22 protein-coding genes and 1 pseudogene are annotated in these 26,393 nt (G+C 42.6%); 10 read left to right on the top strand and 13 right to left on the bottom strand.

From position 1 onward, the window contains the following. The first annotated feature begins 4 nt into the window (after positions 1-4). Both lptC and FTU19_RS11235 read left to right on the top strand, forming a co-directional pair. Positions 5-2,476 (top strand): LPS export ABC transporter periplasmic protein LptC, encoded by a 2,472-nt coding sequence (gene lptC, locus FTU19_RS11240; RefSeq protein WP_166139457.1) that lies wholly within the window; start codon positions 5-7, stop codon positions 2,474-2,476. Then, the gene (locus tag FTU19_RS11235; RefSeq protein ID WP_166139422.1) at positions 2,476-3,783 is read left to right on the top strand and encodes a peptidylprolyl isomerase; all 1,308 of its coding nucleotides are present in this window, start codon (positions 2,476-2,478) and stop codon (positions 3,781-3,783) included. Before lptC ends, FTU19_RS11235 begins: the two co-directional genes overlap by 1 nt. Positions 3,784-3,886: 103 nt before the next feature. Here FTU19_RS11235 and hfq read toward each other — a convergent pair whose 3' ends face one another. From hfq to tsaE, 4 genes are all read right to left on the bottom strand, one after another. Beyond that, a complete protein-coding gene (hfq, locus tag FTU19_RS11230) occupies positions 3,887-4,414 on the bottom strand; it encodes an RNA chaperone Hfq (RefSeq protein WP_180131210.1) in 528 nt (175 codons plus the stop codon). A 91-nt stretch (positions 4,415-4,505) separates the two neighbouring features. Beyond that, a complete protein-coding gene (miaA, locus tag FTU19_RS11225; RefSeq protein ID WP_166139417.1) occupies positions 4,506-5,450 on the bottom strand; it encodes a tRNA (adenosine(37)-N6)-dimethylallyltransferase MiaA in 945 nt (314 codons plus the stop codon). Between the two features lie 6 nt (positions 5,451-5,456). Beyond that, on the bottom strand, positions 5,457-7,427 hold the full coding sequence (gene mutL, locus FTU19_RS11220) for a DNA mismatch repair endonuclease MutL (protein ID WP_180131207.1): 1,971 nt from the start codon (positions 7,425-7,427) through the stop codon (positions 5,457-5,459). Next, a complete protein-coding gene (tsaE, locus tag FTU19_RS11215) occupies positions 7,420-7,896 on the bottom strand; it encodes a tRNA (adenosine(37)-N6)-threonylcarbamoyltransferase complex ATPase subunit type 1 TsaE (protein WP_034590094.1) in 477 nt (158 codons plus the stop codon). The genes mutL and tsaE overlap by 8 nt, the downstream gene beginning before the upstream one ends. Positions 7,897-8,025: 129 nt before the next feature. On the opposite strand from tsaE, the gene FTU19_RS11210 reads away from it, so the two are divergent. The 3 genes from FTU19_RS11210 (at position 8,026) to FTU19_RS11200 (ending at position 9,938) form a co-directional block, all read left to right on the top strand. After that, positions 8,026-8,934 (top strand): RluA family pseudouridine synthase, encoded by a 909-nt coding sequence (locus FTU19_RS11210; RefSeq protein WP_166139455.1) that lies wholly within the window; start codon positions 8,026-8,028, stop codon positions 8,932-8,934. Positions 8,935-9,047: 113 nt separating this feature from the next. Next, positions 9,048-9,395 carry a type II toxin-antitoxin system RelB/DinJ family antitoxin gene (locus FTU19_RS11205; RefSeq protein WP_166139413.1) on the top strand — a complete coding sequence of 116 codons (348 nt, stop codon included), beginning with the start codon at positions 9,048-9,050 and terminating at the stop codon, positions 9,393-9,395. Positions 9,396-9,494: 99 nt separating this feature from the next. Continuing rightward, the gene (locus FTU19_RS11200; RefSeq protein WP_004784033.1) at positions 9,495-9,938 is read left to right on the top strand and encodes a GNAT family N-acetyltransferase; all 444 of its coding nucleotides are present in this window, start codon (positions 9,495-9,497) and stop codon (positions 9,936-9,938) included. Between the two features lie 10 nt (positions 9,939-9,948). Here the strand turns inward: FTU19_RS11200 and FTU19_RS11195 are convergent, their stop codons facing one another. Then, positions 9,949-10,656, bottom strand: coding sequence for a pseudouridine synthase (locus FTU19_RS11195; RefSeq protein WP_166139411.1), 708 nt, complete (start codon positions 10,654-10,656; stop codon positions 9,949-9,951). Between the two features lie 137 nt (positions 10,657-10,793). Here FTU19_RS11195 and FTU19_RS11190 point away from each other — a divergent pair, with 137 nt between their 5' ends. Further along, positions 10,794-11,246 (top strand): DUF441 domain-containing protein, encoded by a 453-nt coding sequence (locus tag FTU19_RS11190; RefSeq protein WP_159124011.1) that lies wholly within the window; start codon positions 10,794-10,796, stop codon positions 11,244-11,246. Positions 11,247-11,455: 209 nt separating this feature from the next. Here the strand turns inward: FTU19_RS11190 and FTU19_RS11185 are convergent, their stop codons facing one another. The 5 genes from FTU19_RS11185 to hrpA all read right to left on the bottom strand — a co-directional run bounded on the left by FTU19_RS11185 (position 11,456) and on the right by hrpA (position 21,277). Next, a complete protein-coding gene (locus tag FTU19_RS11185) occupies positions 11,456-13,171 on the bottom strand; it encodes an AAA family ATPase (protein WP_166139409.1) in 1,716 nt (571 codons plus the stop codon). 87 nt (positions 13,172-13,258) lie between these two features. Continuing rightward, positions 13,259-15,265 (bottom strand): hypothetical protein, encoded by a 2,007-nt coding sequence (locus FTU19_RS11180; RefSeq protein WP_180131204.1) that lies wholly within the window; start codon positions 15,263-15,265, stop codon positions 13,259-13,261. Between the two features lie 154 nt (positions 15,266-15,419). Further along, positions 15,420-16,178, bottom strand: coding sequence for a 1-acyl-sn-glycerol-3-phosphate acyltransferase (locus tag FTU19_RS11175; RefSeq protein WP_180002185.1), 759 nt, complete (start codon positions 16,176-16,178; stop codon positions 15,420-15,422). A gap of 14 nt (positions 16,179-16,192) precedes the next feature. Continuing rightward, the gene (locus FTU19_RS11170; protein ID WP_004784039.1) at positions 16,193-17,302 is read right to left on the bottom strand and encodes a beta-ketoacyl-ACP synthase III; all 1,110 of its coding nucleotides are present in this window, start codon (positions 17,300-17,302) and stop codon (positions 16,193-16,195) included. A gap of 30 nt (positions 17,303-17,332) precedes the next feature. After that, entirely contained in the window at positions 17,333-21,277 is a 3,945-nt protein-coding gene (hrpA, locus tag FTU19_RS11165; RefSeq protein ID WP_180131201.1) for an ATP-dependent RNA helicase HrpA, read from the bottom strand. 362 nt (positions 21,278-21,639) lie between these two features. Between hrpA and ahpC the strand changes: the two genes are divergently transcribed. Next, positions 21,640-22,203, top strand: a complete 564-nt coding sequence (gene ahpC / locus FTU19_RS11160; protein WP_004784041.1) for an alkyl hydroperoxide reductase subunit C — start codon at positions 21,640-21,642, stop codon at positions 22,201-22,203. A 294-nt stretch (positions 22,204-22,497) separates the two neighbouring features. Beyond that, positions 22,498-22,704, top strand: coding sequence for a KTSC domain-containing protein (locus FTU19_RS11155; protein WP_180131199.1), 207 nt, complete (start codon positions 22,498-22,500; stop codon positions 22,702-22,704). Positions 22,705-22,720: 16 nt separating this feature from the next. Here FTU19_RS11155 and FTU19_RS11150 read toward each other — a convergent pair whose 3' ends face one another. Next, complete coding sequence (locus FTU19_RS11150; protein ID WP_180131196.1) at positions 22,721-23,311, bottom strand: O-methyltransferase; 591 nt, start codon at positions 23,309-23,311, stop codon at positions 22,721-22,723. A gap of 43 nt (positions 23,312-23,354) precedes the next feature. Next, positions 23,355-23,573, bottom strand: a complete 219-nt coding sequence (locus tag FTU19_RS11145; RefSeq protein ID WP_125279047.1) for a DUF1653 domain-containing protein — start codon at positions 23,571-23,573, stop codon at positions 23,355-23,357. A 233-nt stretch (positions 23,574-23,806) separates the two neighbouring features. Here FTU19_RS11145 and ahpF point away from each other — a divergent pair, with 233 nt between their 5' ends. Next, complete coding sequence (ahpF, locus tag FTU19_RS11140) at positions 23,807-25,372, top strand: alkyl hydroperoxide reductase subunit F (protein WP_180131193.1); 1,566 nt, start codon at positions 23,807-23,809, stop codon at positions 25,370-25,372. 64 nt (positions 25,373-25,436) lie between these two features. Here the strand turns inward: ahpF and FTU19_RS11135 are convergent, their stop codons facing one another. Then, positions 25,437-26,198, bottom strand: coding sequence for a serine hydrolase domain-containing protein (locus FTU19_RS11135; protein ID WP_373684964.1), 762 nt, complete (start codon positions 26,196-26,198; stop codon positions 25,437-25,439). A 64-nt stretch (positions 26,199-26,262) separates the two neighbouring features. Here FTU19_RS11135 and FTU19_RS11130 point away from each other — a divergent pair. Beyond that, positions 26,263-26,393: pseudogene (locus FTU19_RS11130) on the top strand (IS5/IS1182 family transposase); the annotation flags it as partial.

Below are 26,393 nucleotides of genomic sequence, written 5' to 3'. Positions count from 1 at the left end.
ACAAATGAAGCATCACTTTAAAATAAACCCTCTAGCGACTGCGATCTTAACCCTTTTATGTAGTAGCTCGGTCTCAAGCTATGCTGCATCAAATGACTCATCCAATGTAAATGCGGAACAACTCAAACAGCGCATTAATGAGACCTATCCCGGTGAAGCATTCTTCTCACAATATTATGTGGATAAATCTTCACCAGAAGCACAGCAGCGTCAAGGTAAATATCTCAGTTCAGCCTATTGTGAAGGTGCCTGGGTCACTCCTATTGCACCTGATGCACCGACGATTGACCCTGAACAGGCAACTTCAACCATTACTGCAGACTATGGCCATTATAATCCGGCCGGTGATTCCTACTTAGAAGGCAATGTGGTCATTGATCAGGAAGGTCGCCAGATTCGTGCGGAACGCGTGACGATTGATCAGACTCAAACTTATGCTAAGGCAGAAGGTCAAGTCCAATTGGCTCAAGGTGGCTTGATTTCGCAAAGCGATGATATCAATTACAACCTGAAAACCCAGCAAGGTGACTTAAACAACAGTTTCTTCATTGCCGAAGAACAGCATGCGCATGGTCGTGCTGAAAAGATTGCCAAAACCTCTGACGATACGCTTGAACTGGAAAATGCCACCTATTCCACCTGTCCACCTGAACAGAAACCGACCTGGAAAATTCAGGCAGATCAAATCAAGCTGAATCAGGAAACCGGTCGCGGTGAAACCCGTAATACCAAGCTCTATGTGAAAGATGTTCCGGTACTCGCTGTTCCTTATTTTAACTTCCCAATCGATGATCGCCGTACCACTGGGATTCTGACGCCAACTTTCGGATTTACCAATGATGGCGGCCTGGAATTAGGTGTGCCGGTTTATCTCAATTTGGCACCACAATATGATGCGACCATTACGCCACGTTATATTAGTGACCGTGGTGCGATGCTGGATGGCGAGTTTCGTTATCTAACAGAAAACTATGGTGAAGGCCGGATTTGGGGTGGCTACCTGCCATCTGATGAAAGTTATAGCAATAAAGACCGTAAAGACCTGCACTTCCTGCATAACTGGCAAATCAACGATCAGTTCTTAACAAATCTTGAATATAATTACGCATCAGACAAGGACTTTTTTGCCGATCTGGATAATAACCCAGATTCAAAAACAGACCTGAACTTGCGCCGTGCTTGGGAAGTTAATTATAAAAATGGTATCCCCGGCTTAAAAGCTCAATTTAAAGTTGAAGATTTCCAGACGCTTGATCCTGCCGTTCTGGATGAAGACCGCCCTTATGCGCGTTTGCCGCAGCTTTTGGTGAATTATAAGACCGGTAACCCACTGGGTTTACAATACGAATTTAATAACGATACAGCTTATTTCCAGAAAGACATCAGAAATATCGAAAATATTGATACCGGTGATGAAGCCATCTATCAACCAAGTGGTACACGCATCTATAATGATTTCTCGGTACGCTATAATCACTTTACCCCTTGGTCATTCTTCATTCCTCAGGCAACATTACGCAATATCAATACTTTCTATGATCAAGATACTATTGATCGTATTAATAATAATCAAACCAGCTCATCAAGTGAAAATCATTCTATCGTAGTGCCACAATTTACGCTGGACACCGGTTTAATTTTTGAAAAAGATGGTCGCTATTTACAGACCTTGACGCCTCGCCTGTTTTACGCTTATTCACCGTATGAAAATCAGCGCAATCAGCCAAACTTTGACTCTGTCGTAGCCTCAATTAATTATGACCAATTATTTAGTGCACGCCGCTTCTATGGTAATGACCGCTTAGAAGACAATAACTTCGCTTCTTTAGGTCTTAGTTACAGTTTATTTAATGAAGAAGGTTTAGAGCGATTACGCGCCAGTGTGGGACAAAGTTTCTTCTTTGAAGATCGCCGTGTCACATTAGATCGTGAAGCAGATAAATTTGACCGTGAAAGCCATACTGGTCCAGTTATTCAGCTTAGAAGTCAGTTAAACAAAAACGTGCATGTCAACCTAAATTCTAGCTGGATGTCGAATGGCTCCAATGCCCAGCGTGATGTACAGGTTTATTATACGGGCGATCAGGGCAATCTATATAACGTAGGCTATTTCTATCGTAAAGATATTCCAAACCGCCAGGAAAGTTATGATCAGGTGGTTGGCTCATTTATCCAGCCAATTGCCAATAACTGGCGTCTGGTCGGCCATGCGCAATTTGACCTGGATAATAGTGTCGCACGTGAATATTTACTTGGCGTAAACTATGAGTCATGCTGTTGGGGAGTATCTGTCTATGGCCGCTCATACTACAATGACTTAGACGATATCAATGACCCAGATGTGAAAGCGAAACGTGCAGTAATGGCTGAAGTAACGCTTAAAGGTCTTGGCGGGTTAAGCAACAAGCTAACCTCATTACTAGAAAATCGTATTCTAGGTTTTAACAATATCAATCAAACTTGGACAGAACGTTAATGAAGACAAAACAGTTAAAACAAATTTTTAAAGCGACCGCACTTGCGCTATGTCTTTCTTCAGCGATGACGACTTTTGCTGTTGCCCAACCTAAAGATGAAGTTGTAGCTGTTGTCGACAATAGCGCTATTCTGCGTAGTGATCTGGCACAAAGCGTTGCTGAAATTTCTCACCAGTTACAAAAGCAAAACAAGCCTGTTCCACCGCAACCTTATCTTGAACAACAAGCACTTGAACAGCTAATTGTACGTCAGGCTCAACTGGAACAGGTCAAACGCTACAATATCCGTCCAGATGAAAAATCTTTAAATGAAGCAGTGCTTAAAGTAGCACGTGAGTCAGGCTCTCCTAGCTTGGAAGCTTTCCAGCAAAAACTGGATGCTATCGCGCCGAATACGTATGCCTCTTTACGTAACCGTATTGCTGAAGATCTGGCACTTAGCCGTTTACGCCAGCAAGCAGTAAATTCACGTATCCAGATCAGTGATCAGGATGTGAAAAACTTCCTGAATACACCGCAAGGTCAAGCTCTGTTAGGCAGCCAGGTACATGTTCTGCATTTACGTATAACCGGAGAAAATGCTCAACAGATTGCTGCGCAAGTAAGAAATGATTTAAGCAGCAGCAATGATATTCAGGCGATCAGCAAAAAATATTCAACTGGCGATATTAAAGTAGATGCGTCTGATATGGGCGTGCGAAATTTATCAGAAATCCCAGGCGAACTCGCTGCACGTGTTTCTACTTTGCAAGCGGGTCAAACATCTGAACTGATTCCTGCGGCAGATGGCGTGCATGTCCTGAAACTTTTAGAGCGTAAAGGTGGTGAGCAGAAAGCATTGGTTCCTCAGTACCAGACCCGTCATATTCTGATTCAAACATCAGAAGTGGTTAGCCCAGAAAATGCTAAACAGATGATTGATAGCTTATATACGCGTCTTAAGCAAGGTGAAGATTTTGCAGTATTGGCGTCTACTTTCTCTAATGACACAGGTTCAGCACGTGATGGCGGAAGTTTAGGCTGGGTCAGCCCAGGTGTCATGGTACCTGAATTTGAACAGCGTATGAAAAGTACGCCAGTGGGTCAGATTAGTGAACCGTTCCAGTCACAATTTGGCTGGCATATCCTGCAAGTGACCGATACACGTCAGCAAGATATGACTCAGGAATATCAGGAACGTATGGCACGCCAGATCCTGGGTGAACGCCAGTTTGATGCTGAGCTAGATAGCTGGTTACGTGAAACCCGTAGCAATGCCTATGTAGAAATCAAAGATCCTCAGCTAGATCCTAAACGCGCTCGTTAATTTAAGAAAAGAAAGCCAGTATAATGCTGGCTTTTTTTAATGGCTCAATTTTTTAAGCAATAAAAAAGCCTCTTATTAAGAGGCTTTTTTATTTCAGATCCGATTAACGATTGTTTTCGTCGTCAGAAGAATCTTCAAATTTTGAATCGTTGTCAAAACCAGCGCCTTGACCACCAAAACCAGCACCTTGACCACCAAAACCAGCACCTTGACCACCGAAGCCACCTTGACTACCGAAGCCACCTTGACTACCGAAGCTGCCTTGACCGCCGAAGCCAGCGCCTTGACCGCCGAAGCCAGCGCCTTGACCGCCGAAGCCACCTTGACCGCCGAAGCCACCAGCAGCGCCTTGACCGCCGAAGCCACCTGCGCCGCCTTGACCACCGAAGCCGGCACCTTGTGGACCAGCAGGAGCACCAGCTGGACGAGGGTTACGTGCAGGTACAACTGTAGAAATCGCGTGTTTGTAAACCATTTGGCTTACTGTATTTTTTAATAATACAACGTATTGGTCAAAAGACTCGATGTGACCTTGTAATTTGATACCGTTTACCAGGAAGATAGAAACTGGAATACGTTCCTTACGGAGAGAATTCAAGAATGGATCTTGTAAAGTTTGACCTTTAGACATGTTATAACTCCAAAAATTTAAAAATCAGCGCAAAAAACTATCTCTATTTTTCAATTAAAAATTATAAAAAAGATAGTACTCAAATTTTGCTTTATCCGTGACAGTTTCGCAAGTCTTCTTGGGCCTGCTCGAGCGTAAAATATGTTGTAAATTTATGCTTTTCTTGCAAAGATCTCAACCAGGTATATTGACGTTTGGCAAGTTGTCGTGTCGCAAATAAAGCCTTATCCTCCATTTCCCGTTGTTTTTCATGACTTAGGTCACCTTTTTTTAAGAATTCTATGGCTTGGCGGTAACCTACTGAACGCATTGAGGGTAAATTTTCGTCAAAATCGTATTTTCCCATTAATCCTTTAACTTCATTTAAAAATCCGTTTTTCCACATAATTTCAAGACGTTTTTCAATACGTTTGTGCAATTCTAACCGATCGGGCATTAAGGCATAATTATGGAAACTGTAACGATATGGTAAATTTTTTGGTTGTTCTGCTTGTAGTTTTGTAATCGGCTCTCCTGTTAGCTTAAAAACCTCTAAAGCACGGATAATTCGCTGTTTATCACTGACTTTAAATTTCTGGCCAGCTAAGGGATCTACCTGACATAATTCAGCATACACCGCTTCCCACCCTTCATGAGCGGCTTTCTCTTCAATCTGGGCACGCACCGCATAATCTGCACTTGGTAAATTATCAGACAAGCCTTCAAGTAAGGCCTTAAAATACAGCATGGTGCCACCCACCAAAATTGGTGTTTTACCACGCGCATGAATATCATCAATCAGACGGCAAGCATCTTCGACAAAGTTTGCTGCAGAATAGACTTCGAGCGGGCTAATAATATCAATCAGATGATGCGGATAGCGCCCTAATTCCTCTTTAGATGGCTTCGCTGTACCAATGTCCATTTCCCGATAAACTAGCGCAGAATCGACAGAAATCAGCTCAAAATGACCTTGCTCGTATAGTTCACATGCCAAAGCAGTTTTACCGCTTGCAGTTGGTCCCATTAAATTGATGACCGGCAGTTGATTGGACATGTAAGGCTACTCTCCTCGAGCGAAAAGTTTATCAAGTTGAGACAATGGAAATGCTCGCCAGGTTGGACGACCATGATTACATTGGCTCGCAAATTCAGTTTGTTCCATCTGGCGCAGCAAAGCGTTCATTTCTGACAGACTCAACATTCGATGTGCACGTACTGCACCATGACAGGCCATACCTGCAAGAATCTGGTCACGTTTCTGCATTAAACCCTGTCCCTGATCATTAGGATCCAGATCATTCAATAATTCAGGGATCAAGGCATCAAAATCAGCTTTATGCAAAATGGCCGGTACGCCCCGTACAATGACCTGTTCATCACCATACTGGTCAATTTCCAGGCCTAAACGAGCGAGTTGATCTTTGAGCTCGTCAACACGCATGGCTTGCATACGACTAATGCTCACCACTTTAGGAATCAGCAATTGCTGGGATATCCAGAATTCCGGTTTATCCCAAGCCATTTTCATCTGTTGCAGCAGAATACGCTCATGCGCCGCATGCATATCTACGATGATTAGGCCTTCGGTATTTTGCGCCAGAATATAAATACCATGCAGTTGAGCGATCGCAATCCCCAAAGGATGCTCATCTACTTTACTTTGTAAATGTGACTGAAATGTATCCGATGCTGAATTATTGATTTCCGGTTCAGTTTCTCTTAACGGCGCGAGATAACTTTTCAAGGCATTATTCAGCTGCTGTGAACCCGAATATGACTTATTATAATCCTGCGCATAATGCACAGTTTGTGGACCTGATGACTCGAAATCCGTTAACACATCAGAAGCTTCTTCTTCATGCTGACGATACGGAGATGTGATTGGAATAACCGGTTGAGTGGCTACGGACTGATGCAGGCTAAACTGCTCTTGATAGCGCGGCTGAGGTGTTATCGCAACAGCTTCAGACTCAGTTTTCATCGCCTCAGCCAGATCAGCACTCGCAGTCTGAAATTGCGCCAGAGTTTCCTTGGCATAGTGACGTACAAATTCATGTACTTCACGCTGGTTCAGGAAACGAATTTCGTGTTTGGTCGGATGTACATTGACATCGATGCTTTCTGGATCGATTTCCAGAAATAGTAAATAAGCGGCATGCTGATGGCCATGCAGAATACCATCATAGGCCATGCGCAGGGCGTGCGAAATGGTTTTGTCTTTAACGATCCGGCCATTCACATAGACATATTGCAGATCGGCTTGAGCCCGTGCATCCAAAGGATGTCCGAGCCAGCCTGATAAACGCATATTGATACTGTCTGCATCAATCCAGTAAGCATTTTCAGTAAACTGACGGCCAAGTAATTGTTGCACACGTTGAAAACGCAAAGCACCACTATCGGCAACCGGCAAATTCAGCTTGATGGTTTGGTTATGTTCCAATACAAAGCGAAGATCGAAATGCGTTAAAGCCATACGGCGAACAATTTCTTCGATATGTCCAAATTCAGTGCCTGGCTTTTTCAGAAATTTGCGCCGCGCCGGAACATTGAAGAATAAATCCTGCACCCGGATCTGAGTTCCTTTGGATGCTGCGACCGGTTGAATATCCTGATGATCAAAAGCCGTACCGTTCACTTCGACCTGATAGCCAATGCCATCTTCATTCTGGCTACTGGTTAAAGTCAGGCGTGACACTGCAGCAATCGAGGCCAACGCCTCACCACGAAAGCCCAAACTGGTAATCGCATGCAGCTCTTCAGCCGTTTGAATCTTACTGGTCGCGTGACGCATCACGGCTAGTGGCAAATCCTCATAATGAATGCCTCGGCCATTATCAATGATTTCAATCAGCGTACTGCCGCCCTGTTCCACCCGGATGATCAGCTCGGTCGCACCTGCATCAATCGAGTTTTCCAGCAACTCCTTGACCACAGATGCAGGACGTTCAATCACCTCACCTGCGGCAATCTGGTTCGCCAGCGCAGGATCAAGTGCGCGGATACGGCGTATGCTTAAATCATCAACCATTTGGGAATTCACGCTCCAAAGCTTGCTGTAAAGCCAGATTAGAAGAAATCAGACTTGCAGTACGGGTCAGCTCATCTTCTGATTTTAAAATTTCAATAATTAAATCGGCTTGCGGGATTTCATCACCCCCCTTAGAAGGCCATTCAAATAGAAATAGCGCATTGGGAGTTTCTAAATAATCCCGGATTCCCATCAATTCAAGTTCATAAGGGTCATTGAGACGATATAAATCAAAATGAAAGATATCCTGACCATTCACCTGATACGGCTCCACCAGCGTATAAGTCGGACTTTTTACTGAGCCTTTATGACCGAGTTGTTGTAAGTAATAACGCGTCAGCGTGGTTTTCCCCGCACCCAAGTCACCAATCAGATATATAACGCCCGAAGAAAAATTATTTGCCAGAACTTTGGCCAGATTTTGGGTGTCATCTTCATGTTTTAAAGTGACATTAAATGAATAAGGCATATTACTCACGACATGATGAAAAAGAATAATTATGATAGCATCGCAACGCTTTAAAAGCCTATTCACCTCTGTGAGAAACTGTATTTTTTCACAGCATCCGTTCCAGACCAGAGATAGATCCACGTTGTGATGACTTCGACTGTTGAATTTAGCCCACCCATGCTGAATGGGGTTACGGCAAGTAAAGTATTCCTGCAAGCGACAGCTGATTCACCCAAGACAGTCTATTCCTATCTCTGTGCACAATTTCCACATATTGAGTCGAGCGAATGGCAATCCCGTTTCGATAATGGTCTGGTTTATGATGCTCAGGGCAACACCTTAACCATCGAAAGTTCTTTTCAAGCAAATACTCATTGTTTTTATTATCGTTTTTTGGCACACGAAGTGCATGTTCCTTTTCAGCATCAGATTCTATTTGAAAATGAGCATCTGCTGGTCGTAGATAAACCGCATTTTCTGACCATGAGTCCTACTGGACAATATGTACAGGAAACCTTGCTGGTACGCCTAAAACAGCAAACTGGAAATGAACATCTTACTCCGATTCATCGATTGGATCGTGAAACGGCAGGTGTGGTGCTGATTTCAAAATGTGTGCAATCGCGTGGCGTTTATCAGCAAATGTTTGCGACTCGGCAGGTACAGAAAACCTATCATGCGATTGCGGCTTATCGTGATGATTTAAGTTTTCCGCTCATCACAAAGTTGAAAATGGAGAAAGGCCAGCCCTTTTATACCATGCAGGTGGTAGAAGGAGAACCTAATAGCGAAACCGAAATTCAATTGCTGCAACATGATCAGCAATGGGGCAAATATGAGCTAAAACCACATACAGGAAAGCAGCATCAGTTAAGGGTACACTTAAGTCATTTGGGGATTCCGATCCAGAATGATCCTTTTTATCCGCAGGTTTCCCATAAGGCGGATGATGATTTTTCTGCACCGTTACAGCTACTGGCCAAACACATTCAGTTTACGGATCCAGTTACCCAAAAGCAGATGCAATTTAGCTCTAAACTTGAATTGACACTGTAAATCTCTTGTCATTACAGATTATTTTCTAAAAACGGCAACTTGAGGATTGAAATCCCGAAGTTATCGATTAGAATAAGGCGAAAAGTTAAGTAATTTAAAGCTTTGAAAATATTATGAGAAAAACTGAAGTTTATCAAATTCGCCTGGATTCCCAAGAAAAGAAACAGGCATTTGCAGTATTTAAACAATTGGGGATTACGCCGGCTCAGGCAGTTCGTCTTTTTTTTAAACAGGTGGTTCTGACCAAATCAATCCCCTTCTCGATTGAAAATCAGAATATTAATCTGGAACAGCTGATCAAGTTACGCAAGCAGAAACAGAGTGAACTAAAGTCAGAACAAACTTCAAGTCCAAGTGCTACAGCGATTCCAGCAGATCATCAGGAAATGAATCTGGATGATGATCATTTTGATTTATTTGAAGAACTGAATGCTATTTTAGGTGAAAGCGACAAAATTTAACATTGTTGCATTTACGAACAATTCTTAAGTTTCTCTCCTTTCAAACTTCGCTATGCTTGATGTTAATGATAAATAATAAAATTAACATGGAGTAAGCCGATGATCGTGCGACGCGCCCAGTCAGAAGATCTACCTAACCTGGCCGTTTTATTTGATGAGTACCGTCAATTTTATGGTACTTCTTCCAATCTGGATTTATCTTACGAATTTTTGAAACAGCGTTTTGAAGATGGTCAAACTGTCATTTTTATCAACACTAAGGATGATATTTTTACCGGATTTATTCTGCTGTATTTAAGATTTTCCTCAGTCGCATGTTCTACTTATTATGTGCTGGACGATGTCTATATTAGCCCGCCTTATCGCCGGCATGGTGCAGCCAAACAACTGATTGATACTGCTATTTTATTTGCCCGGCATGAAAATGCGCTTCGAATCAGCCTGGAAACGCAAAAAACCAATTATCAGTCACATAAACTTTATGAGTCACTTGGATTTATTCAGGACAATGAATTCGTGACATTCCATTGTTTCCTGAAATAAATACTAGACTTTATCCGGTACGGAATTTTGCCTGTGCCACTTGTTCTGCGTCCAGATAGGTCCATTCCCCTATTGCCAGCTCATTCAAGGCCAACGCACCAATCTGGGCACGATGCAGCTGTTCCACTTTATTGCCAACAGCTGCCAGCATACGTTTCACCTGATGATAAACCCCTTGATGAATGGTCATTTGCAGACGATTGTCATCCAGACGAACAATATCTGTAGCAGCAAAGGTGCCTTTTTCATTTCTCAATTCCACACCCTGTTCAAGCTGTTGAATCTGCTCATCTGTTACGGGATCGGCAGTAGTCATCTGATAGACTTTCGCTACATGTTTCTTAGGATGGGTCAACGCTTGTAAAAACTGACCATCATCCGTCAGCAATAACAGTCCGGTGGTGTCCTGATCGAGACGACCTACACATTGGATTCCACGGTTTAACAAGGTATCATCAAACAGATCAAATACACTGAAATGATGGGTAGCCTGATGTGAGCATTCATAATCTTGAGGCTTATTGAGCGCGATATATACTTTTTCCCGATAGCGATACTCATGACCATAGACGCTAAAGGTCAGATCTTGCAGATTCAGCTTATGCTTGGGGTTATCGATGAGTTCGCCCTGAATCGAAACAGCACCATTTTTAATCAGTTGCTGACAATGTTTTCGTGAACCAAAACCTTGTGATTGCAACATTTTTTCCAATAGCATCTGTCTAAACCTGTTTAAATGAGCGATAGGCGCATTCTATACTGAAAACTAACCAGATTCAGTTCTTATAAGGTCTTCTCCCTTTAAATGGCTAAAAAGCCTATAATCCTGTGACTTTTCATTTTTCCTATCTCCTCATGTCCCAACTTGATCTGAATCTGCTTGTTCTTCTGGTTCTACTGGCTTGCGGTATTTTTAGTCATAATACTGCTGTGACCATTGCTGCGGCCGTGTTGATTGTCCTGAAAATTACGCCTCTCAATGAACTCTTACCTTATGTACAGCAACATGGCCTAAATATCGGGATTATTATTTTAACCATTGGCGTATTGACTCCGATTGCTAGCGGGAAAATTCCTGGTGACAGTATTCTTAAATCATTTCTGAGCTGGAAATCTTTACTGGCAATTGCAATCGGTCTATTTGTTGCCTGGCTTGGTGGACGTGGGGTGAAACTGATGTCGAGTCAGCCTGATGTCGTTGCAGGTCTATTAATTGGTACAGTCGCAGGTGTCGCGGTACTTCGTGGTGTCCCTGTCGGGCCATTAATTGCAGCCGGGATTTTATCGTTATTGATTGGAACGCAATAAGCCTTTAACCATGATTGTGCAATATTCTTAAAAATTAATATTCTAAAATTAAGAACTGCAAAGTATTAAATCACATGATCAGCGACATGGATGTCGCTCGTTGGATTGAGGTACAGGATGTACCTTCAATCCAACAAAAGATTTTTGTTACTTTTGATCTTTCAAAAGTAAAAGCTCACGTTAAATACTAAAATTTAAAAACTCAAATTTTATTCCACAAACAGCAAAGCCAAACGTACCTGATCATAACCCATACGCGGACTGGTCAGTTCCACGATCGGACGTAATTTAATACTGCCGTCATCATTGAAATGATCTGAGTTTTGACGTTTAGTCAGACGCTTATAAATCTTGCGGACTTGTTCAACAACTTCCTCACCCGGATGAGCTACTGAGATATCCAGCCCTTGCTCTTTATGCAAACGTCCTAAATGATTAATAATAGTGGCAGGTGTCAAGCCACGTTCAGTGGCAATATCGGAAATCTCATAACCTTCTTCAAACAATTCACGGGTTTCATCCAAGGTTGCAGTCGCGTAGTTTTGCTTGCCACCATTTTTGGCAATTTTCTTCTCATTACGCTGGATCTCGACTTCATTCAAAGTACCACCACAATGACGGATAAAGGCCTTATGCTGTACAGTCAAATCCACGTTTTCAAAATTCGCTTCAGCTTCATCCGACAGTTCCCGAAAGCGGCGATCAGCTTTAATGGCAAGACTATCCAGTTCCAGAGCCTGTTCATTAAAGCCTTTCAAACGTAGACCATTTAAGCTTTTCAAACGGGATAATGCTACATAACCTTGACCTTTTTCAAAGGTATGGCTCAAGTCAATCTCAGCAGCTTCTAGCGTCATGCCTTGAGACTTATGAATGGTAATCGCCCAAGCCAGACGTAATGGAATCTGCTGGAAACTGGCAATGGTTTTGCCTGCTTCATTATCCACCGACCAGGTTTCAGGCTCTACAATTAATGTAGTTCCATCTGTCAGTTTGACCTTTGGCAGCACGCCATGCTCATCATCATCTTCAAAGCCAATTACTTCGCCCAAGCTGCCATTGATATAGCCCATATCAAAGTTATTTTTCACGAACATGACCTTGGCATGTTTTTTCAGGGTTAAGGCTTCGGGTGCACGGACTGAAGACTTTAAGGTTTCAATCAGTTTTTCATTACCATCACATTGCGCATCAAACTGGCGTGAATCCTGATCAATTTCATTCAGATGCTTAAAGTTAATGCTGTCGACATCCATATTGTGGGTATAGAGACGTGTATAGGTATCGCCAATATCCTGCTGACGTGTACCCTGTAGCGCTGAACGATGTTCAGGTGAAATGGCCTGCGCACGAATGGCATTCAGAATATCATTCAGATAGTCATTACCCTGACGATGCTGCTCGGTCAGATAACAAATCCGAAACTTGGCTTCAACCCAAGCATCCGACATAAAGCAGAATTTATCGCGGTTACGCTCATCATTTTTCCCAACGGGTGGTAACTGGAAAAAGTCCCCTGCTATAATGACCTGAATCCCACCAAAAGCTTCATCACTTTCCTTGAAATATTTTAGCACCTGATTGACCAGATTGAGCTGCTTGGCATGCAGCATAGAAATTTCATCAATAATCAGAACTTGCGCATTTTCCAAGTGTTCTTTCAGGTATTTACGCTCTTTCATGCGCTTCAGGTCTTCTTCAGACAAAAAGTCTTTGATCCCGATTCCGGCCCAGGTATGAATGGTCATACCATTCATATGCGTTGCCGCAATACCAGTCGATGCAGTAATAGCGACCGACACCTTACGAGCTTTCAGATAATTGATATATTGATTAAGCGTATAAGTTTTCCCTGCACCCGCAGAACCGGTTAAAAAGACATTTTCCCCTGCTTTTAAGAGCTTAAGTGCAGTTTCCTGTTTCATAAAAGAGATACCGTAAAAGAACGGCTATAGCCTAACGATTTTTGCCGGAAAAGTTAAGCTTCACGGACAGAAAAGCACTGAATCAGGTCAAGCCTGCAGGTTTAACCAGTTAATAAAATGCTGGGCAATATTGATATATTCAACTTCCGCTTTTTGATTATTTGGGTACTCAAGCTGATCAAAGATGACTTGGTCATTCTGCAACTGACAGCCTAAAATCAGAGGTAATTTGATTGCAGGATGTGACATGCGAAAAGCCACATATTCACCTTCGACTATACGCTGTGCATAACTTGCAGCCAGACAGTTCCGGAATATTCTGGCCTCTTCAATAATCCGCTCTAGTGTTTTCAACTCCTCAAAACGCCAATTAAAATACAGTAGAAAATGTGCCTGTGTCAGCGGCCTCCAGCTGGCTAAAGCAAAGTCTTTTTTGAGCTTGGCAATAATTTCCTGCTTCTGAATCTGCTCATGCCAGGCAACTGCCTGCATAAATAAACTGGTCCAGCTTAAATTCTTAGGCACTTCTGTTTGAGTAGAAAAATACTCCGGCAGATAATCGCGGATATAACCGTCAAAACAGGATTCCCGCACATGCCGGGCGTGTAAATAAAAACGCTTCCTGAACTCTACAAATGGAATCTGGTTACGTTGTAGCACGTTATAAAAATTACGGTCTTGCTGAGTTTGAGGCCGAATATAAGCCAACACCTCTTCAGGCAAATCACAGGTAATCTTATACAGATGCTGCATATAAGCTTGCATCACCCGACTTAAGTTAGCGTAAACTCTTTTAGTCATCTGATCATCCATTGCCACTACATCCCACAATAATCCGATCCATTCATCCAGATATAAAATCGATGGACTAATCGCAATACGATGATCCTCAATAGCCTGACGCGTCCCTTTGAGAACAACTTTTCGATTCCGCTCATGCTCAAACCAGCAATGCTGAATGGCATATTGATGAACATCATCAATAAACAGACGTGCTGCGATATATTGAAAATACTGTAAGGTGGCTAGAATAATCTGCGGATGAATATGATGCGTATCGATAAAGCTTAAGGCTGTTGCTGCTACCCGCACACTGCTATGTTGAATATTGCTGCTCAGCCAATCCAAGATTTCCGCAGGCTGTTTAAATAGCCAGTTCACTACCCGATGACAATCAAATAAAGGAAGTTTGGCGACTTTTTTTTGCCATAAATACGGATTATTTTCCAGAAAATTGCGTTTGGATAGCAGATCACTCCGATGCCAGCTATCACGATTCATCAGCCGGACAAAGCCCAGTAGATGACTTTGCTCTTCTGCATGCCGATACAGCAAACGGATATCGTCAATATGGTCATTCAGTTCATGCAGATTGAACCGGTTTTCAAAGGATAAAGAGATAATACGGTAGGTCGCTGGGTGCAGAAACTCGGGCGCACTGAAACAGAATGCATCCAGACTATCCATCACTGACTGAATCGATAGAAACTCATCTGGCTGCAAATATTGCAAGGAAAAGATTTGCTGTAGCTGTTTTAAAACATGCGCCGGAATCTCATGTCCACTTTGAAGACAATTACTGATACAAGGCTGAGTATAAACTTCGGCTTTAATCATAAAGGAGTCGATGATTTCAGCCTGCACAAGCGACATCTGTTTTAAGCAATTAGCAACTCGGTCAGGCGCATTAACCCATATATAGACTTGATCAATAATAAGTTGACGGAGCTGTTTGGCTTTATCACGTAAAAACAGGGAATGCTGGGGCTTTAAATCGCCAGTCAGAAAGTAAATATCCTGAAAAAAAAATTCTTCCAAAGCCTCTGCTTTAGCCAGCCTGGAATCAATCTGCATTTCTGCTAAGGCATGGGGACTTTCCAGATTTAAATCTTGAGGTGTATATAGCTGTATATTTAATAAGCCATTAAGCAGATCAATTCGATGCTCATCCTGATGAATCCTGAACAAATTCTGGGCATTCACATGACCAATAAGCGCCATTTGATCCAGATACAGCTGATTTAACTCAGGAAAAATACTGAGGCATTGTTCAGCGAGCTGTCTGAATGGCAGTAACAAACCCTCCTGTTCCATATTCCCCCCTTCGTTTTAACCCTATTGAGTTACAGACCTACTGAATTTCAATCCTTTAAAATCGCTTTTTCCTTTCTATTACAGAAATTGAAGCATGGTGATTTTTTAGACGATTCGATCTCAATGTAAAGCAAAGCAGGAATGATGAAAAGACCTAGACTTCATCTTGCCGACGTCTGTCAGCCAACAGTTCTAGCCCCTGATAGATCTTGTGTTGTAAATACTCACGAAAATCAATCAGATCATTCTCGTGCTGCACATGATGAATTGGCTGCCGCGGCATAAACTGAAAATAAAAAGGCAAGCGTTTGGGAAACAGATTTTTAGGTAAGGAAGGAATCACGTCACCATGACGTAATAATTTATTGAGTTGGGGAATTTTTAATAATTTTTGAAAATACTTATGTTGAATGATCTTATTGGCATCAAATCCAATCTCATAGATTTCATCACCACCCAGTGCAGCAAAAGGGACAATATCGTATTGAAACTCTTGAGCCAGCTTAAGGAAACCGTAACGCTCTTTCCAGATCAGCTGATACTGCTCACCTTCCCTCTTCAGCACTTCACGGCCACCACCCGGAAAGACCAGAATCGAGTAGCCTTGCTGCATGGCCGAGCGGACATAGTCCTGTATGCCATCAATAGCACCAAACTTTTTCACTGCTTCACGCCATAGCGGTACATAAAAATGGCTATGATCAGCAATACTGACCACAGCCACTTGATGTTCGTTGTACAGGTAATCAATCAGCATTGGCGCATCAAAGATGCCATACATGGAATGATTACCCACATACATTGCAGGTCGACTGGCATCAATATTTTCAGCCCCTAAAAAAGTAGGCGTGAAATACAGTTTGGATAAGGCACTTAAGCGCCTGATCCATGCTCCGTCATGCTTGACCTGCAAAATATGCTCCCGGCTTATGCCACGCGTTTTTGTACCAGAATTGAACCTACTGAGTAGCCTGCACCAAATGAACACAGCACGCCATATTCGCCGTCTTCAACTTCATTTGCAGTACGGTGTAAGGCAATAATGACACCTGCTGAAGAGGTATTGGCAAACTCATTCAGAATGATAGGTACCAGACCTGGCTTGGCATTTTCTTTGCCCACTACCAGTTTTAGAATCAATTCATTCATGCTGGCATTAGCCTGGTGCAACCAGAAGCGTTTCACATCTGTAGGTGCAATATGATTTTTCTCAAGTTGAGCAGTAATCATCTTCGCAACCAGTGGACACACTTCTTTAAATACCTTACGACCGTCCTGACGGAAACGTTTGTCGTCGATATCCGCATTTTCAGACGTATTCAGGAAACCGAAGTTATTGCGGATATTGTTTGAGAACTGGGTAAATAATGAAGTATCCAGAATCTCGAAACCGGTTTTAGTTTCAGTATCTTCAATGATCGATGCTGTTGCGACATCACCAAAAATAAAGTGGCAATCACGTGAACGGAAATCGGTATGTGCAGAGGTAATTTCAACATTCACCAGCAATACACGACGTGCACCTGCTTTGATAGCATCAGCAGCCTGTTTTAAACCAAAAGTTGCTGCTGAACATGCGACGTTCATGTCATACGCATAGCCTTGAATACCCAGAGCAGTCTGGATTTCAATCGCAACCGCAGGATAAGCACGTTGCAGGTTTGAACATGACAGGATCACGACATCGATATCTTCAGCAGTGACACCGGCATTTTCCATCGCCTGTTTTGCTGCGATCACACCCCATTCTGCCTGAAGGGAAATTTCATCATCTGAACGTTCACGTAGATTTGGACGTAAACGTTTTGGATCGAGGATGCCAGTTTTTTCTGACACATAACGGCGTTGTACGCCTGACGCTTTTTCAATAAATTCTGCGCTAGAACCACGACGCGCATCTAATTCGCCTGCAGCGATTTTATCTGCATTTTCGTGATTATACAGTTCCACATAAGCATTTAAACTTTCAACTAACTCTTCATTGGTAATGACATCTTCCGGATGGAACAAGCCAGTACCCGTAATACGGATGCCCATGTAAAACTCCTTCTCAAAATGACCTATATCTTAACTGATTCCAAGACGTTCCCATACTTTTTGCAGGCGAGTTGGAGAAATGGGTGTTTTCGTTTTCATCGGTTGAGAAAACAATGAGATCCTTAACTCCTCAACCATAAAATACAATTCTTTAAGGCGAGCGTCATTTTTAAACTTAAATAATTTTTCCATCCACGGATCAATTTGGTCAATGGCGGAATCATCCCTCTGTAGGTTATTTGGCAAGCGCTCTAAACGCAAGATCAGGGCTTTCAAATAACGTGGAAATTCTGACCATACGTCGGAAGGTTTCCGATAAACGAAGTCAGAAAGATTCATCAAATCAAGCTGATCCTCAATGTCATCAATATTTTTTCCAAATATAGATGGGTCTAAAACCAGTAATTTACGACGAATTTCCTGCCACTGGATATAAATATCCGTGATTTCTTTCAGTGCAGTCTGGCCATGAGTCAGGAAAGATTTTTTTACATCCTCTACCAACTTTTGGAACTCTTGCATATTGACAGGCAGCTCATTAATTGACAGGTGGAGTGTGGCATAAACTAACATTTGCTCCAGTTGGGCCTTATCGCCAAGCGGTGAATATGCCAGTGCCAGCGGTTTGGAAATCTGTTTTTTCAGCTGACGCACCAGATCTCCGAGCTGCATATGCACCAGCCGAATGATCCCTTCACGATGCTGTTTGACGGCTTCAGCCTGATCATTAAAGGTCTGAATCACGACACCAGATTCATCTTTCTGTTCCAGTGCAGCAAAGTCTTTGGTAGGAACCAGTGCCTGATATTGCTTAACGACTACACCCGTCACTTTCTGCGATGCTTCAAAGACAAAGTTTTCCGGGAAGGTTTTAAATTCACCTTTTAACTGTTTCACCGGGCTATGAGTTTCAGTACGGCAACGGGCTTTTAGCTCGGCCAGATCACGGCCTTGTTCAATCACGTGACCTTTTTCATCTATCACCTTGATCAAAGGCAAGAGATATTGCTCAACCCGATCCAGACTAAAATCTTTTTCTGTAATCTGCTCGCCACGCAACTGGAAAGCCAGAAAACTGAAAATATACTCACGTAAATTTACCGCATCAATACGGGCTGCTAGCTTTTTCGCAGTATCTGGAATCGGCACCAGACTACGGCGTTTATCTTTAGGCAAAGTCTTTAATAAAGCTTCGATCAGTTCCAGACGCCAGCCTGGAACCCCCCATGACCAGATATTTTCATCGACCTGCGGCAAAGCCTGCAGCGGGATTTTAACCGTTGCACCATCTTCATCATGACTTGGGTCAAAACGGTAACTGGTCGCCAGGCGCAATTCACCATTACGTAAATAATCCGGAAATTGTTGTGTGGTCGGACGATCATTCAGCCACAGCGCATCATCATCAATAAACAGATAACGTGGATCATGTGGCTCTACTGTAGCACGCCAGTCTTCAAAACTGCGGCGACTGGCTACTTCAGGTGGTACTTTGGAGGCATAGAACTGGTAAATGGTTTCTTCATCCACCACCAGATCACGACGGCGCAGTTTGTCTTCGACCCGTTCCACTTCTTCCAGTTTCAGCAAATTATGCTTCAGGAATGGGGGATTAATACCGAGATTTCCAGTGGTCAGTGCATCACGCAGGAAGATTTCATGCGCAGCAGGCTGATCCACTTTCTCATAATTGACCGGACGCTTCGGCTCGATGATCAGGCCGAATAACGAAATCTGATCATACGCATTGACGACACCCGCTTTTTTCGACCAGTGCGGCTCAAAATAGTGATGTTTCAGCAAGTCACGCGCAGCTAGCAGAATCCATTCCGGCTCAATTTTCGCTAGAGTCCGTAAATACACCTGCGAGGTTTCAACCATTTCAAAAGCCATCACCCATGGGGTATTCGTCTTGTGCAGCGTTGATGCCGGGAAAATTCGTGCTTTCTGCTGACGAACTGCCATAAACACATTACGTTCATCAGTCTTGTTGGCAATAAAAGACAGTAAGCCAGTCAATAAAGCGCGATGCAGATTTTCATAACTGGCTTTCTTTTCATTAAAGGACAGTTTTAAGCCTTTAGCCAGATCCACCAGCTGCTCATGAGTTTTCTTCCATTCACGCAGACGTAACCAGCTCAGGAAATGATTCCGTGCAAAAGTACGGCGTTTGTTTTCGCTCATACTTTCACGGTTGTTATGCAGGGTATCCCAGAGCTTGATATAAAACAGGAAATCTGAATCTGCTTCACGGAACAAGGCATGTTTCTGATCAGCCTGCATCTGCTTATCCGCAGGACGTTCACGTGGGTCTTGTACTGCCAGCGCCGCGACAATCACCAAAGCTTCATTCAATGCACCAAAATGCGCACCGCCAAGAATCATTCGCGCCAGACGTGGATCAATTGGCATTTTTGCCATTTGCTGACCGATTTTAGTTAGAGAATCTCCCTTGCCTTGAAGTCCTCCTTTTGTAAAGGAGGATTTAGGAGGATTAGTAGAATCTCCCCCAACCCCTCTTTCAGAAAGAGGGGCTTTACTCTTCTCCACCATTGCCCCAAGCTCAATCAAGAGCTTGCGACCATCATTGACCAGACGGTGATCTGGCGGTTCAATGAAATCGAAATCTTCCAGTGAACCTAGACCCAGACTTTGCATCTGTAAAATGACGGATGCCAGATTGGTCCGTTTAATCTCAGGTTCGGTAAATTCAGGACGACTTAAAAAATCCTCTTCACTGTACAGACGAACACAGACACCTGGCGCAATACGACCACAACGACCTTTACGCTGATTGGCAGCAGCTTGAGAAACCGCTTCGATCGGTAAGCGCTGCACCCGTGAACGGTAGTTATATCGGGAAATACGGGCAAAACCGCTATCAATCACATAACGGATATTCGGAACAGTTAATGCTGTTTCTGCTACATTGGTGGCGATAATAATGCGTCGACCACCACCCGATGGATTAAAGATTTTTTGCTGTTCTGCTAGTGCTAATCGTGCGTAGAGTGGTAACACTTCAGTATGACGTGGACCATGCTTAATCAGGGTTTCCTGCAGTTCACGAATTTCCTGTTCGGTACTGGCAAAAATCAGGATATCGGCATGTTCCGGATGGCCTCTCTCTTGTGCATCCTGAAAACATTCTTCTACTGCTGCAACCACTGCGCGTGGCAGATTTTCTTCAAAATCATCAAACTCGTCGTCATCACTGCCGACAATGCTCATTTCAGAAATTGGACGATAACGCACTTCTACCGGATAGCTACGCCCTTCCACTTCATAGATCGGCGCACCATTGAAGTAGTTACTGAAACGGTTTACATCCAGCGTTGCCGAAGTAATGATCACTTTTAGATCTTTACGACGCGGCAACAGCTGCTTGAGATACCCCATGATGAAGTCGATATTTAGCGAGCGTTCATGCGCTTCATCAATAATAATGGTGTCGTATTTGGTCAGGAACCGGTCATTGGCCAGCTCTGCCAATAAAATACCATCCGTCATCAAACGGACAATTGAATCCTGCGAGCCCTGTTCATTAAAACGGACTTTAAAGGAGATTGATTCACCCAGTTTCTCGCCAACTTCTTCCGCAATACGCTGTGATACGCTACGCGCAGCCAGACGACGTGGTTGAGTATGACCAATCAGACCAGTCAGGCCGCGACCTGCCAACATGGCGATTTGTGGTAATTGTGTGGTTTTACCGGAACCAGTTTCACCAGCCACAATAATAACCTGATGCTGCTGGATCGCTTCAATCAGCTTGTCTGCATACTGGGTAACAGGCAGATCCTGATTCAGCTTGATATTGGGAATGCGTTCGATACGCTGCATGACTTTGGCATGCGATTTTTCAAATAATTCTTGATATTGCTTTTGGTTGGCATCTTTACCTTTTTGGAGTCGATTTAAACGATGACGGTCACGCGCCATAACGAGCTGATCTACATTTAAAGGACTCTGCACTGAGAAAACACCTGATATAAAAAAAGACAATAGGCAACTATTTTACGCTGTATTGCCCCTAAGCGAAAGAACGGCCATTTTGAATATTTTTATAATTTTTTAATTTTTACCCTTGAATTTTACTGCTTGCGGCATCATGTCTGAAGAGGCATTAAACCGGGGTGAGTCTTGTCATGATGTATTCACCATTTTACGGTTGAATCATTTATATCAAGAGCAATGCTGTTTGCGCTGATGGTGTTTTATTTTTAGCTTAATTCGGTTTTTCCGATGTATGTTATGTAAAAATACTGTTTCAGCAAGAAAAATAATTTCTGTACCCTATTGGAAATTAAATACAAACCTCAATCATGGAGACAATGATGAGCTTAATTAATACTGAAGTTAAACCGTTCAAAACAACTGCGTTCCAGAATGGTAAATTCATTGAAGTAACAGAAGCTGACCTTAAAGGTAAATGGTCTGTAGTATTCTTCTACCCAGCTGACTTCACTTTCGTTTGCCCAACTGAACTTGGCGACCTTGCTGACAACTACGAAGAATTCAAAAAATTAGGCGTTGAAATCTACTCAGTTTCTACTGACACTCACTTCACTCACAAAGCTTGGCACGATTCTTCTGAAGAAATCAAAAAAATCCAATACGTAATGGTTGGCGATCCTACTTGGACTCTTGCTAAAAACTTCGACGTATTAATCGAAGCTGATGGCCTTGCTGACCGTGGTACTTTCGTGATCGATCCAGAAGGTAAAATCCAAATCGTTGAAATCAACGCTGGCGGTATCGGTCGTGATGCTCAAGAACTTCTTCGTAAAGTTAAAGCAGCTCAATACGTACACGCTCACCCAGGCGAAGTTTGCCCAGCTAAATGGAAAGAAGGCGACGCAACTCTTGCTCCTTCAATCGACCTAGTTGGTAAAATCTAATCTGCATTAGATTGAACTGATTCAAAAAAAACCACGCTTTTAGCGTGGTTTTTTATTTGAACGTTTATTTGATTGCTCTATTGGCCAAACGTTTTATTTTCCCTTTTCTTGTATCTAAAGCCATCCTATTAAATCTTTATTTTTCACTTTAAAGATCATATAAAAATCAGGCATGCATATTGCATTCTCTTCATAACAATCCCCTACTTATGCTTACAATTCAGTTATACATCTTCAATGTCAGTTGGCATAAGTTCAAGACATAAGATAATAATATTCAGTGGAGGAAAACGTATGCAAAAACTGCTAACCGTGATCTCATGGGCTTATAGTCCTTCTAGCCACCACCTGAAAATCATTTATAGCAATGGCGATATAGAGCTCTACCATCCTGTTCCCGAATTTGTTTATGACAACCTGTTAAGACGCCAAGATAAAATGGCCTTTGTACAGAAATATCTTGAATACAACTTACATTTTGACCGGGTTTGCCTGTTTTAATTTAACTAATTTCTGCTTAACGATAAGTCACCATGAGTAAGCCAGCCCCAATCGGCAACGTACTCATGATAAAACGTGAATTCTGCTGGATGAGCTGAATAAATTCTTCTACTTCCGCAGCATGTGAAATCACATTATCCACCAGTAATACTCCACCTTTTGGCTTGAGTAATCGGGCCAAATGGGTCCAATAATCCACATAAGCATCACGTTCCGCATCTAATAATATAAAATCAAATACGTCCTGTTCAGCTTGCAGATAATGCAATGCATCTGTCACTTTAAAATCAATCAAATCCTTCAAGCCTAGCTGACTTGCATACTGCTCAGCCTGCGCAACTCTTTCTGCATCTATTTCTAATGTTGTAATCGTCGCTTGAGTCTGCCGGGCGGCTTCGGCAAGCCATAAAGTGGAATAGCCTGTAGAAGTACCAATTTCCAGAATACGTTTGGACTGCTGGGCACGAATGAGTAATGATAAAAATCGGCCTGATTCAGGCTCAATATTTCGATAGCGTTGCAGACGTTCAGTTTGCTGAAGATCATGCGCATGAAAAGTCTTATACAGTTCCTGCATGAAACTTTCAAAATGTTGTAATTGATTCATTGCTCTTCCCTGAGGTTATCTAAATAAATTTTTTATGGATTGATTAAAGTGCCTGAACCAATTTAAAGCGTTCTACTTCACGATCATCACTGGTACTAATACTTTCCGTAAACATGGATAGCGGTCGAACCCAAATCGAATAGTCACCATAAAGACATTGATAAACCACCAGCTTTTCTTCCGTTTCACTATGTGTTGCCACATGCAGGACCTGATAAAGTTTACCCTTATAATGTTGATAAATACCGCGTTGTAATTCCATCGTTCAACTCTCAAATGCAGAATTCCAATCTTAACTGAAAAAGACCAATCACACTTTAAACTACTTGAAAATTCATGCTAAGCACCCATATATAAGCTTGAAATTAATCATGAATTCTTCAATACATTTGCAAAACCGATCAAATTTATAAAAACAAACTGTTTTATCTATTTATCGATTTAGCTTAGTATCTACTTATCGAATGAATTCTTACTCCTTTGGAGACGTTAGCAATGTTAGATCAAAATACTTCAGCTCAATTAAAAACACTACTTGAACGTTTGGAAGGCCCGATTGAATTAGTGGCAACTCTGGATGGCTCTGACAAATCAGCCAAAATCAAAGAACTGGTTGAGGAAATCGCTCAGCTTTCTGATTTAGTCACTGCCCGTTTTGATGGTACCAACAAACGTGCACCAAGCTTTGGTGTTGCAAAAGCCGGTGAACAGCCTCGTGTGTTCTTTGCAGGCTTGCCGATGGGCCATGAGTTTACTTCCTTGATTTTGGCATTGCTTCAAACTTCAGGCTATGCACCAAAAGTCTCTGCCGAAGTTCTGGAATCGATTAAAGGCTTAGGGATCAAATCTGACTTTGACGTATTCGTATCACTGAGCTGTCATAACTGTCCGGATGTGGTGCAGGCATTGAACCTGATTGCCATTTATAACCCGGGTACAACAGCAACCATGATTGATGGTGCCTTCTTCCAGGACGAAGTGGAAGAACGCAAAATCATGGCCGTACCGATGGTCTTCCAGGACAATGAACATATCGGTCAGGGTCGTATGACTTTAGAAGAAATCATTGCCAAACTGGATACCAATGCGGCAGCCAAAGATGCGGAAAAACTCAATGCCAAAGATGCATTTGATGTGTTGGTGATTGGTGGTGGACCTGCAGGGAATACTGCAGCGATCTATGCAGCACGTAAAGGCATCAAAACTGGGATCGTGGCTGAACGCATGGGCGGTCAGGTGATGGATACCATGGACATTGAAAACTATACGTCAGTGCAAAAAACCCAAGGTCCGAAATTTGCTGCTGAGATGGAAGCACACGTTCGTGAATACGGTGTTGACATCATGAACCTGCAACGCGTTTCTGACATCAAAGGTGCAGATAGCACAGCCAATGGTCTGGTAGAGGTGACTTTAGAAAATGGTGCGAAACTTGAATCTAAAACAGTCATTCTGTCTACCGGTGCACGCTGGAGAGAAATGAATGTTCCAGGTGAAGCAGAATACAAAACCCGTGGCGTTGCATACTGCCCACACTGTGATGGTCCATTGTTCAAAGGTAAACGTGTTGCGGTAATTGGTGGTGGTAACTCCGGTGTAGAAGCTGCGATTGACCTTGCGGGTATTGTTGAGCATGTAACGCTGGTTGAGTTTGATACCAAACTGCGTGCGGACCAGGTATTGCAGGACAAACTGAACAGCTTGCCAAACACCACCGTAATCAAAAATGCGCTTTCTACCGAAGTGATCGGTGATGGTTCACAAGTCACAGCGTTGAAATACAAAGACCGTGCAACTGATGAAGAGCATACTGTTGAGTTGGCTGGGATCTTCGTTCAGATCGGTTTGTTGCCAAACACTGACTTCCTGAAAGGAACCGATGTTGAATTAACCAACCGTGGTGAGATTGTGATTAACGAGCGCAACGAAACCAATGTCAAAGGTGTGTTTGCTGCAGGTGACTGTACCACTGTTCCTTACAAACAGATCATCATCGCGACTGGTGAAGGTGCCAAAGCATCATTATCTGCCTTCGATTACATCATCCGTTCTGGTCAGTAATCCTTAAAATTCATGAATTAAAAAAGCCCGCGTAATGCGGGCTTTTTTATATCTTAAAGCTGATTTATTCCTGTAGTAATTGAGCAGCCAGTTTTTCAATATTTCCCATTTCAGGATGTACAGCAGCAATATTAGCTAAAATCGTGACTGCTTTCTTCTTGTTTAAATCAATCATCAAAATAGCAGAATGCCCTGCGGTATTCCCGCCATGCCAGATGATTTTGGTGCCATTGTCCTGTTCTCGTATAAACCAGCCCAATCCCAATTGGTAGCTACCTGCTTTTTCTGTGGTTGCTTGCTGAGTTAATTGTATTGCTGCATTTTTTGCATCGAACTGGGCTTGTGCAAATCTGGTTAAATCTGAAGCTGTTGAGAATACGCCGCCCGCGGGTAAAAAGGTATTAAATGACCAAGTGGTAATTTCTTTTCCCTTGGCATCAAATGCAGGTACAAGCTGCTTAGCTGCTTGATCAGGCGAGGTATAGCTATTTTTCATTCCATACTTTTTAAAGACATATACATTGAGTAACTCAACAAAATCCTTATTTTGCGATTGACTCAAACTCTGTCCCAATAAAGCCACAGCCAAATTAGAATAATGTGGCACTTTTCCACTGTTATTTGCATGTTCAAGCTCTAAGGAATTTTTTAAATATTCTTCCAGTTTAGCTGCATCATATTCCTTATATGGATCAGTATCATCATCTACTTCCAAATTACTCGGTAGTCGTGGCAGTCCAGACGTATGATTGGCTAAATCCTGAAAGCGAACCTGGATATTGTCCTTAAATGGAAAGGCATAATAAGGATTAGGGTGTGTTGACACTTTTAGCTTAAAAAAATAGCGAAGTAGTAAAATCAAATCGCCAAACCCAATTTTACTATTCGCTATGCCTCGTACCATGCTGACAGATCAACACTGGCAAAAGTTGAAAGTTATTCTGCGTAATTTATCCATTCACCACAACTCAAATTTACGCAATTTTATTGAAGCTATTCTCTATAGAATTAGGACAGGTTG

Source organism: Acinetobacter sp. YH12072, assembly GCF_013419565.1.
Lineage (GTDB): Bacteria > Pseudomonadota > Gammaproteobacteria > Pseudomonadales > Moraxellaceae > Acinetobacter.
Note: the sequence above shows the minus strand (reverse complement) of the source record. Positions and strands in the feature narration are given on the sequence as shown.

Bases quoted from the DNA above. Each gene is read 5' to 3' on its own strand.
- ahpF (WP_180131193.1), top strand. From the start codon at position 23,807: ATGTTAGATCAAAATACTTCAGCTCAATTAAAAACACTACTTGAACGT.
- FTU19_RS11235 (WP_166139422.1), top strand. From the start codon at position 2,476: ATGAAGACAAAACAGTTAAAACAAATTTTTAAAGCGACCGCACTTGCG.
- FTU19_RS11210 (WP_166139455.1), top strand. From the start codon at position 8,026: ATGACTTCGACTGTTGAATTTAGCCCACCCATGCTGAATGGGGTTACG.
- hfq (WP_180131210.1), bottom strand. From the start codon at position 4,414: ATGTCTAAAGGTCAAACTTTACAAGATCCATTCTTGAATTCTCTCCGT.
- FTU19_RS11150 (WP_180131196.1), bottom strand. From the start codon at position 23,311: ATGAATCAATTACAACATTTTGAAAGTTTCATGCAGGAACTGTATAAG.
- miaA (WP_166139417.1), bottom strand. From the start codon at position 5,450: ATGTCCAATCAACTGCCGGTCATCAATTTAATGGGACCAACTGCAAGC.
- lptC (WP_166139457.1), top strand. From the start codon at position 5: ATGAAGCATCACTTTAAAATAAACCCTCTAGCGACTGCGATCTTAACC.
- FTU19_RS11200 (WP_004784033.1), top strand. From the start codon at position 9,495: ATGATCGTGCGACGCGCCCAGTCAGAAGATCTACCTAACCTGGCCGTT.
- FTU19_RS11195 (WP_166139411.1), bottom strand. From the start codon at position 10,656: ATGCTATTGGAAAAAATGTTGCAATCACAAGGTTTTGGTTCACGAAAA.
- ahpC (WP_004784041.1), top strand. From the start codon at position 21,640: ATGAGCTTAATTAATACTGAAGTTAAACCGTTCAAAACAACTGCGTTC.
- FTU19_RS11205 (WP_166139413.1), top strand. From the start codon at position 9,048: ATGAGAAAAACTGAAGTTTATCAAATTCGCCTGGATTCCCAAGAAAAG.
- FTU19_RS11190 (WP_159124011.1), top strand. From the start codon at position 10,794: ATGTCCCAACTTGATCTGAATCTGCTTGTTCTTCTGGTTCTACTGGCT.
- FTU19_RS11155 (WP_180131199.1), top strand. From the start codon at position 22,498: ATGCAAAAACTGCTAACCGTGATCTCATGGGCTTATAGTCCTTCTAGC.
- FTU19_RS11185 (WP_166139409.1), bottom strand. From the start codon at position 13,171: ATGAAACAGGAAACTGCACTTAAGCTCTTAAAAGCAGGGGAAAATGTC.
- FTU19_RS11180 (WP_180131204.1), bottom strand. From the start codon at position 15,265: ATGGAACAGGAGGGTTTGTTACTGCCATTCAGACAGCTCGCTGAACAA.
- FTU19_RS11170 (WP_004784039.1), bottom strand. From the start codon at position 17,302: ATGGGCATCCGTATTACGGGTACTGGCTTGTTCCATCCGGAAGATGTC.
- mutL (WP_180131207.1), bottom strand. From the start codon at position 7,427: ATGGTTGATGATTTAAGCATACGCCGTATCCGCGCACTTGATCCTGCG.
- tsaE (WP_034590094.1), bottom strand. From the start codon at position 7,896: ATGCCTTATTCATTTAATGTCACTTTAAAACATGAAGATGACACCCAA.
- FTU19_RS11145 (WP_125279047.1), bottom strand. From the start codon at position 23,573: ATGGAATTACAACGCGGTATTTATCAACATTATAAGGGTAAACTTTAT.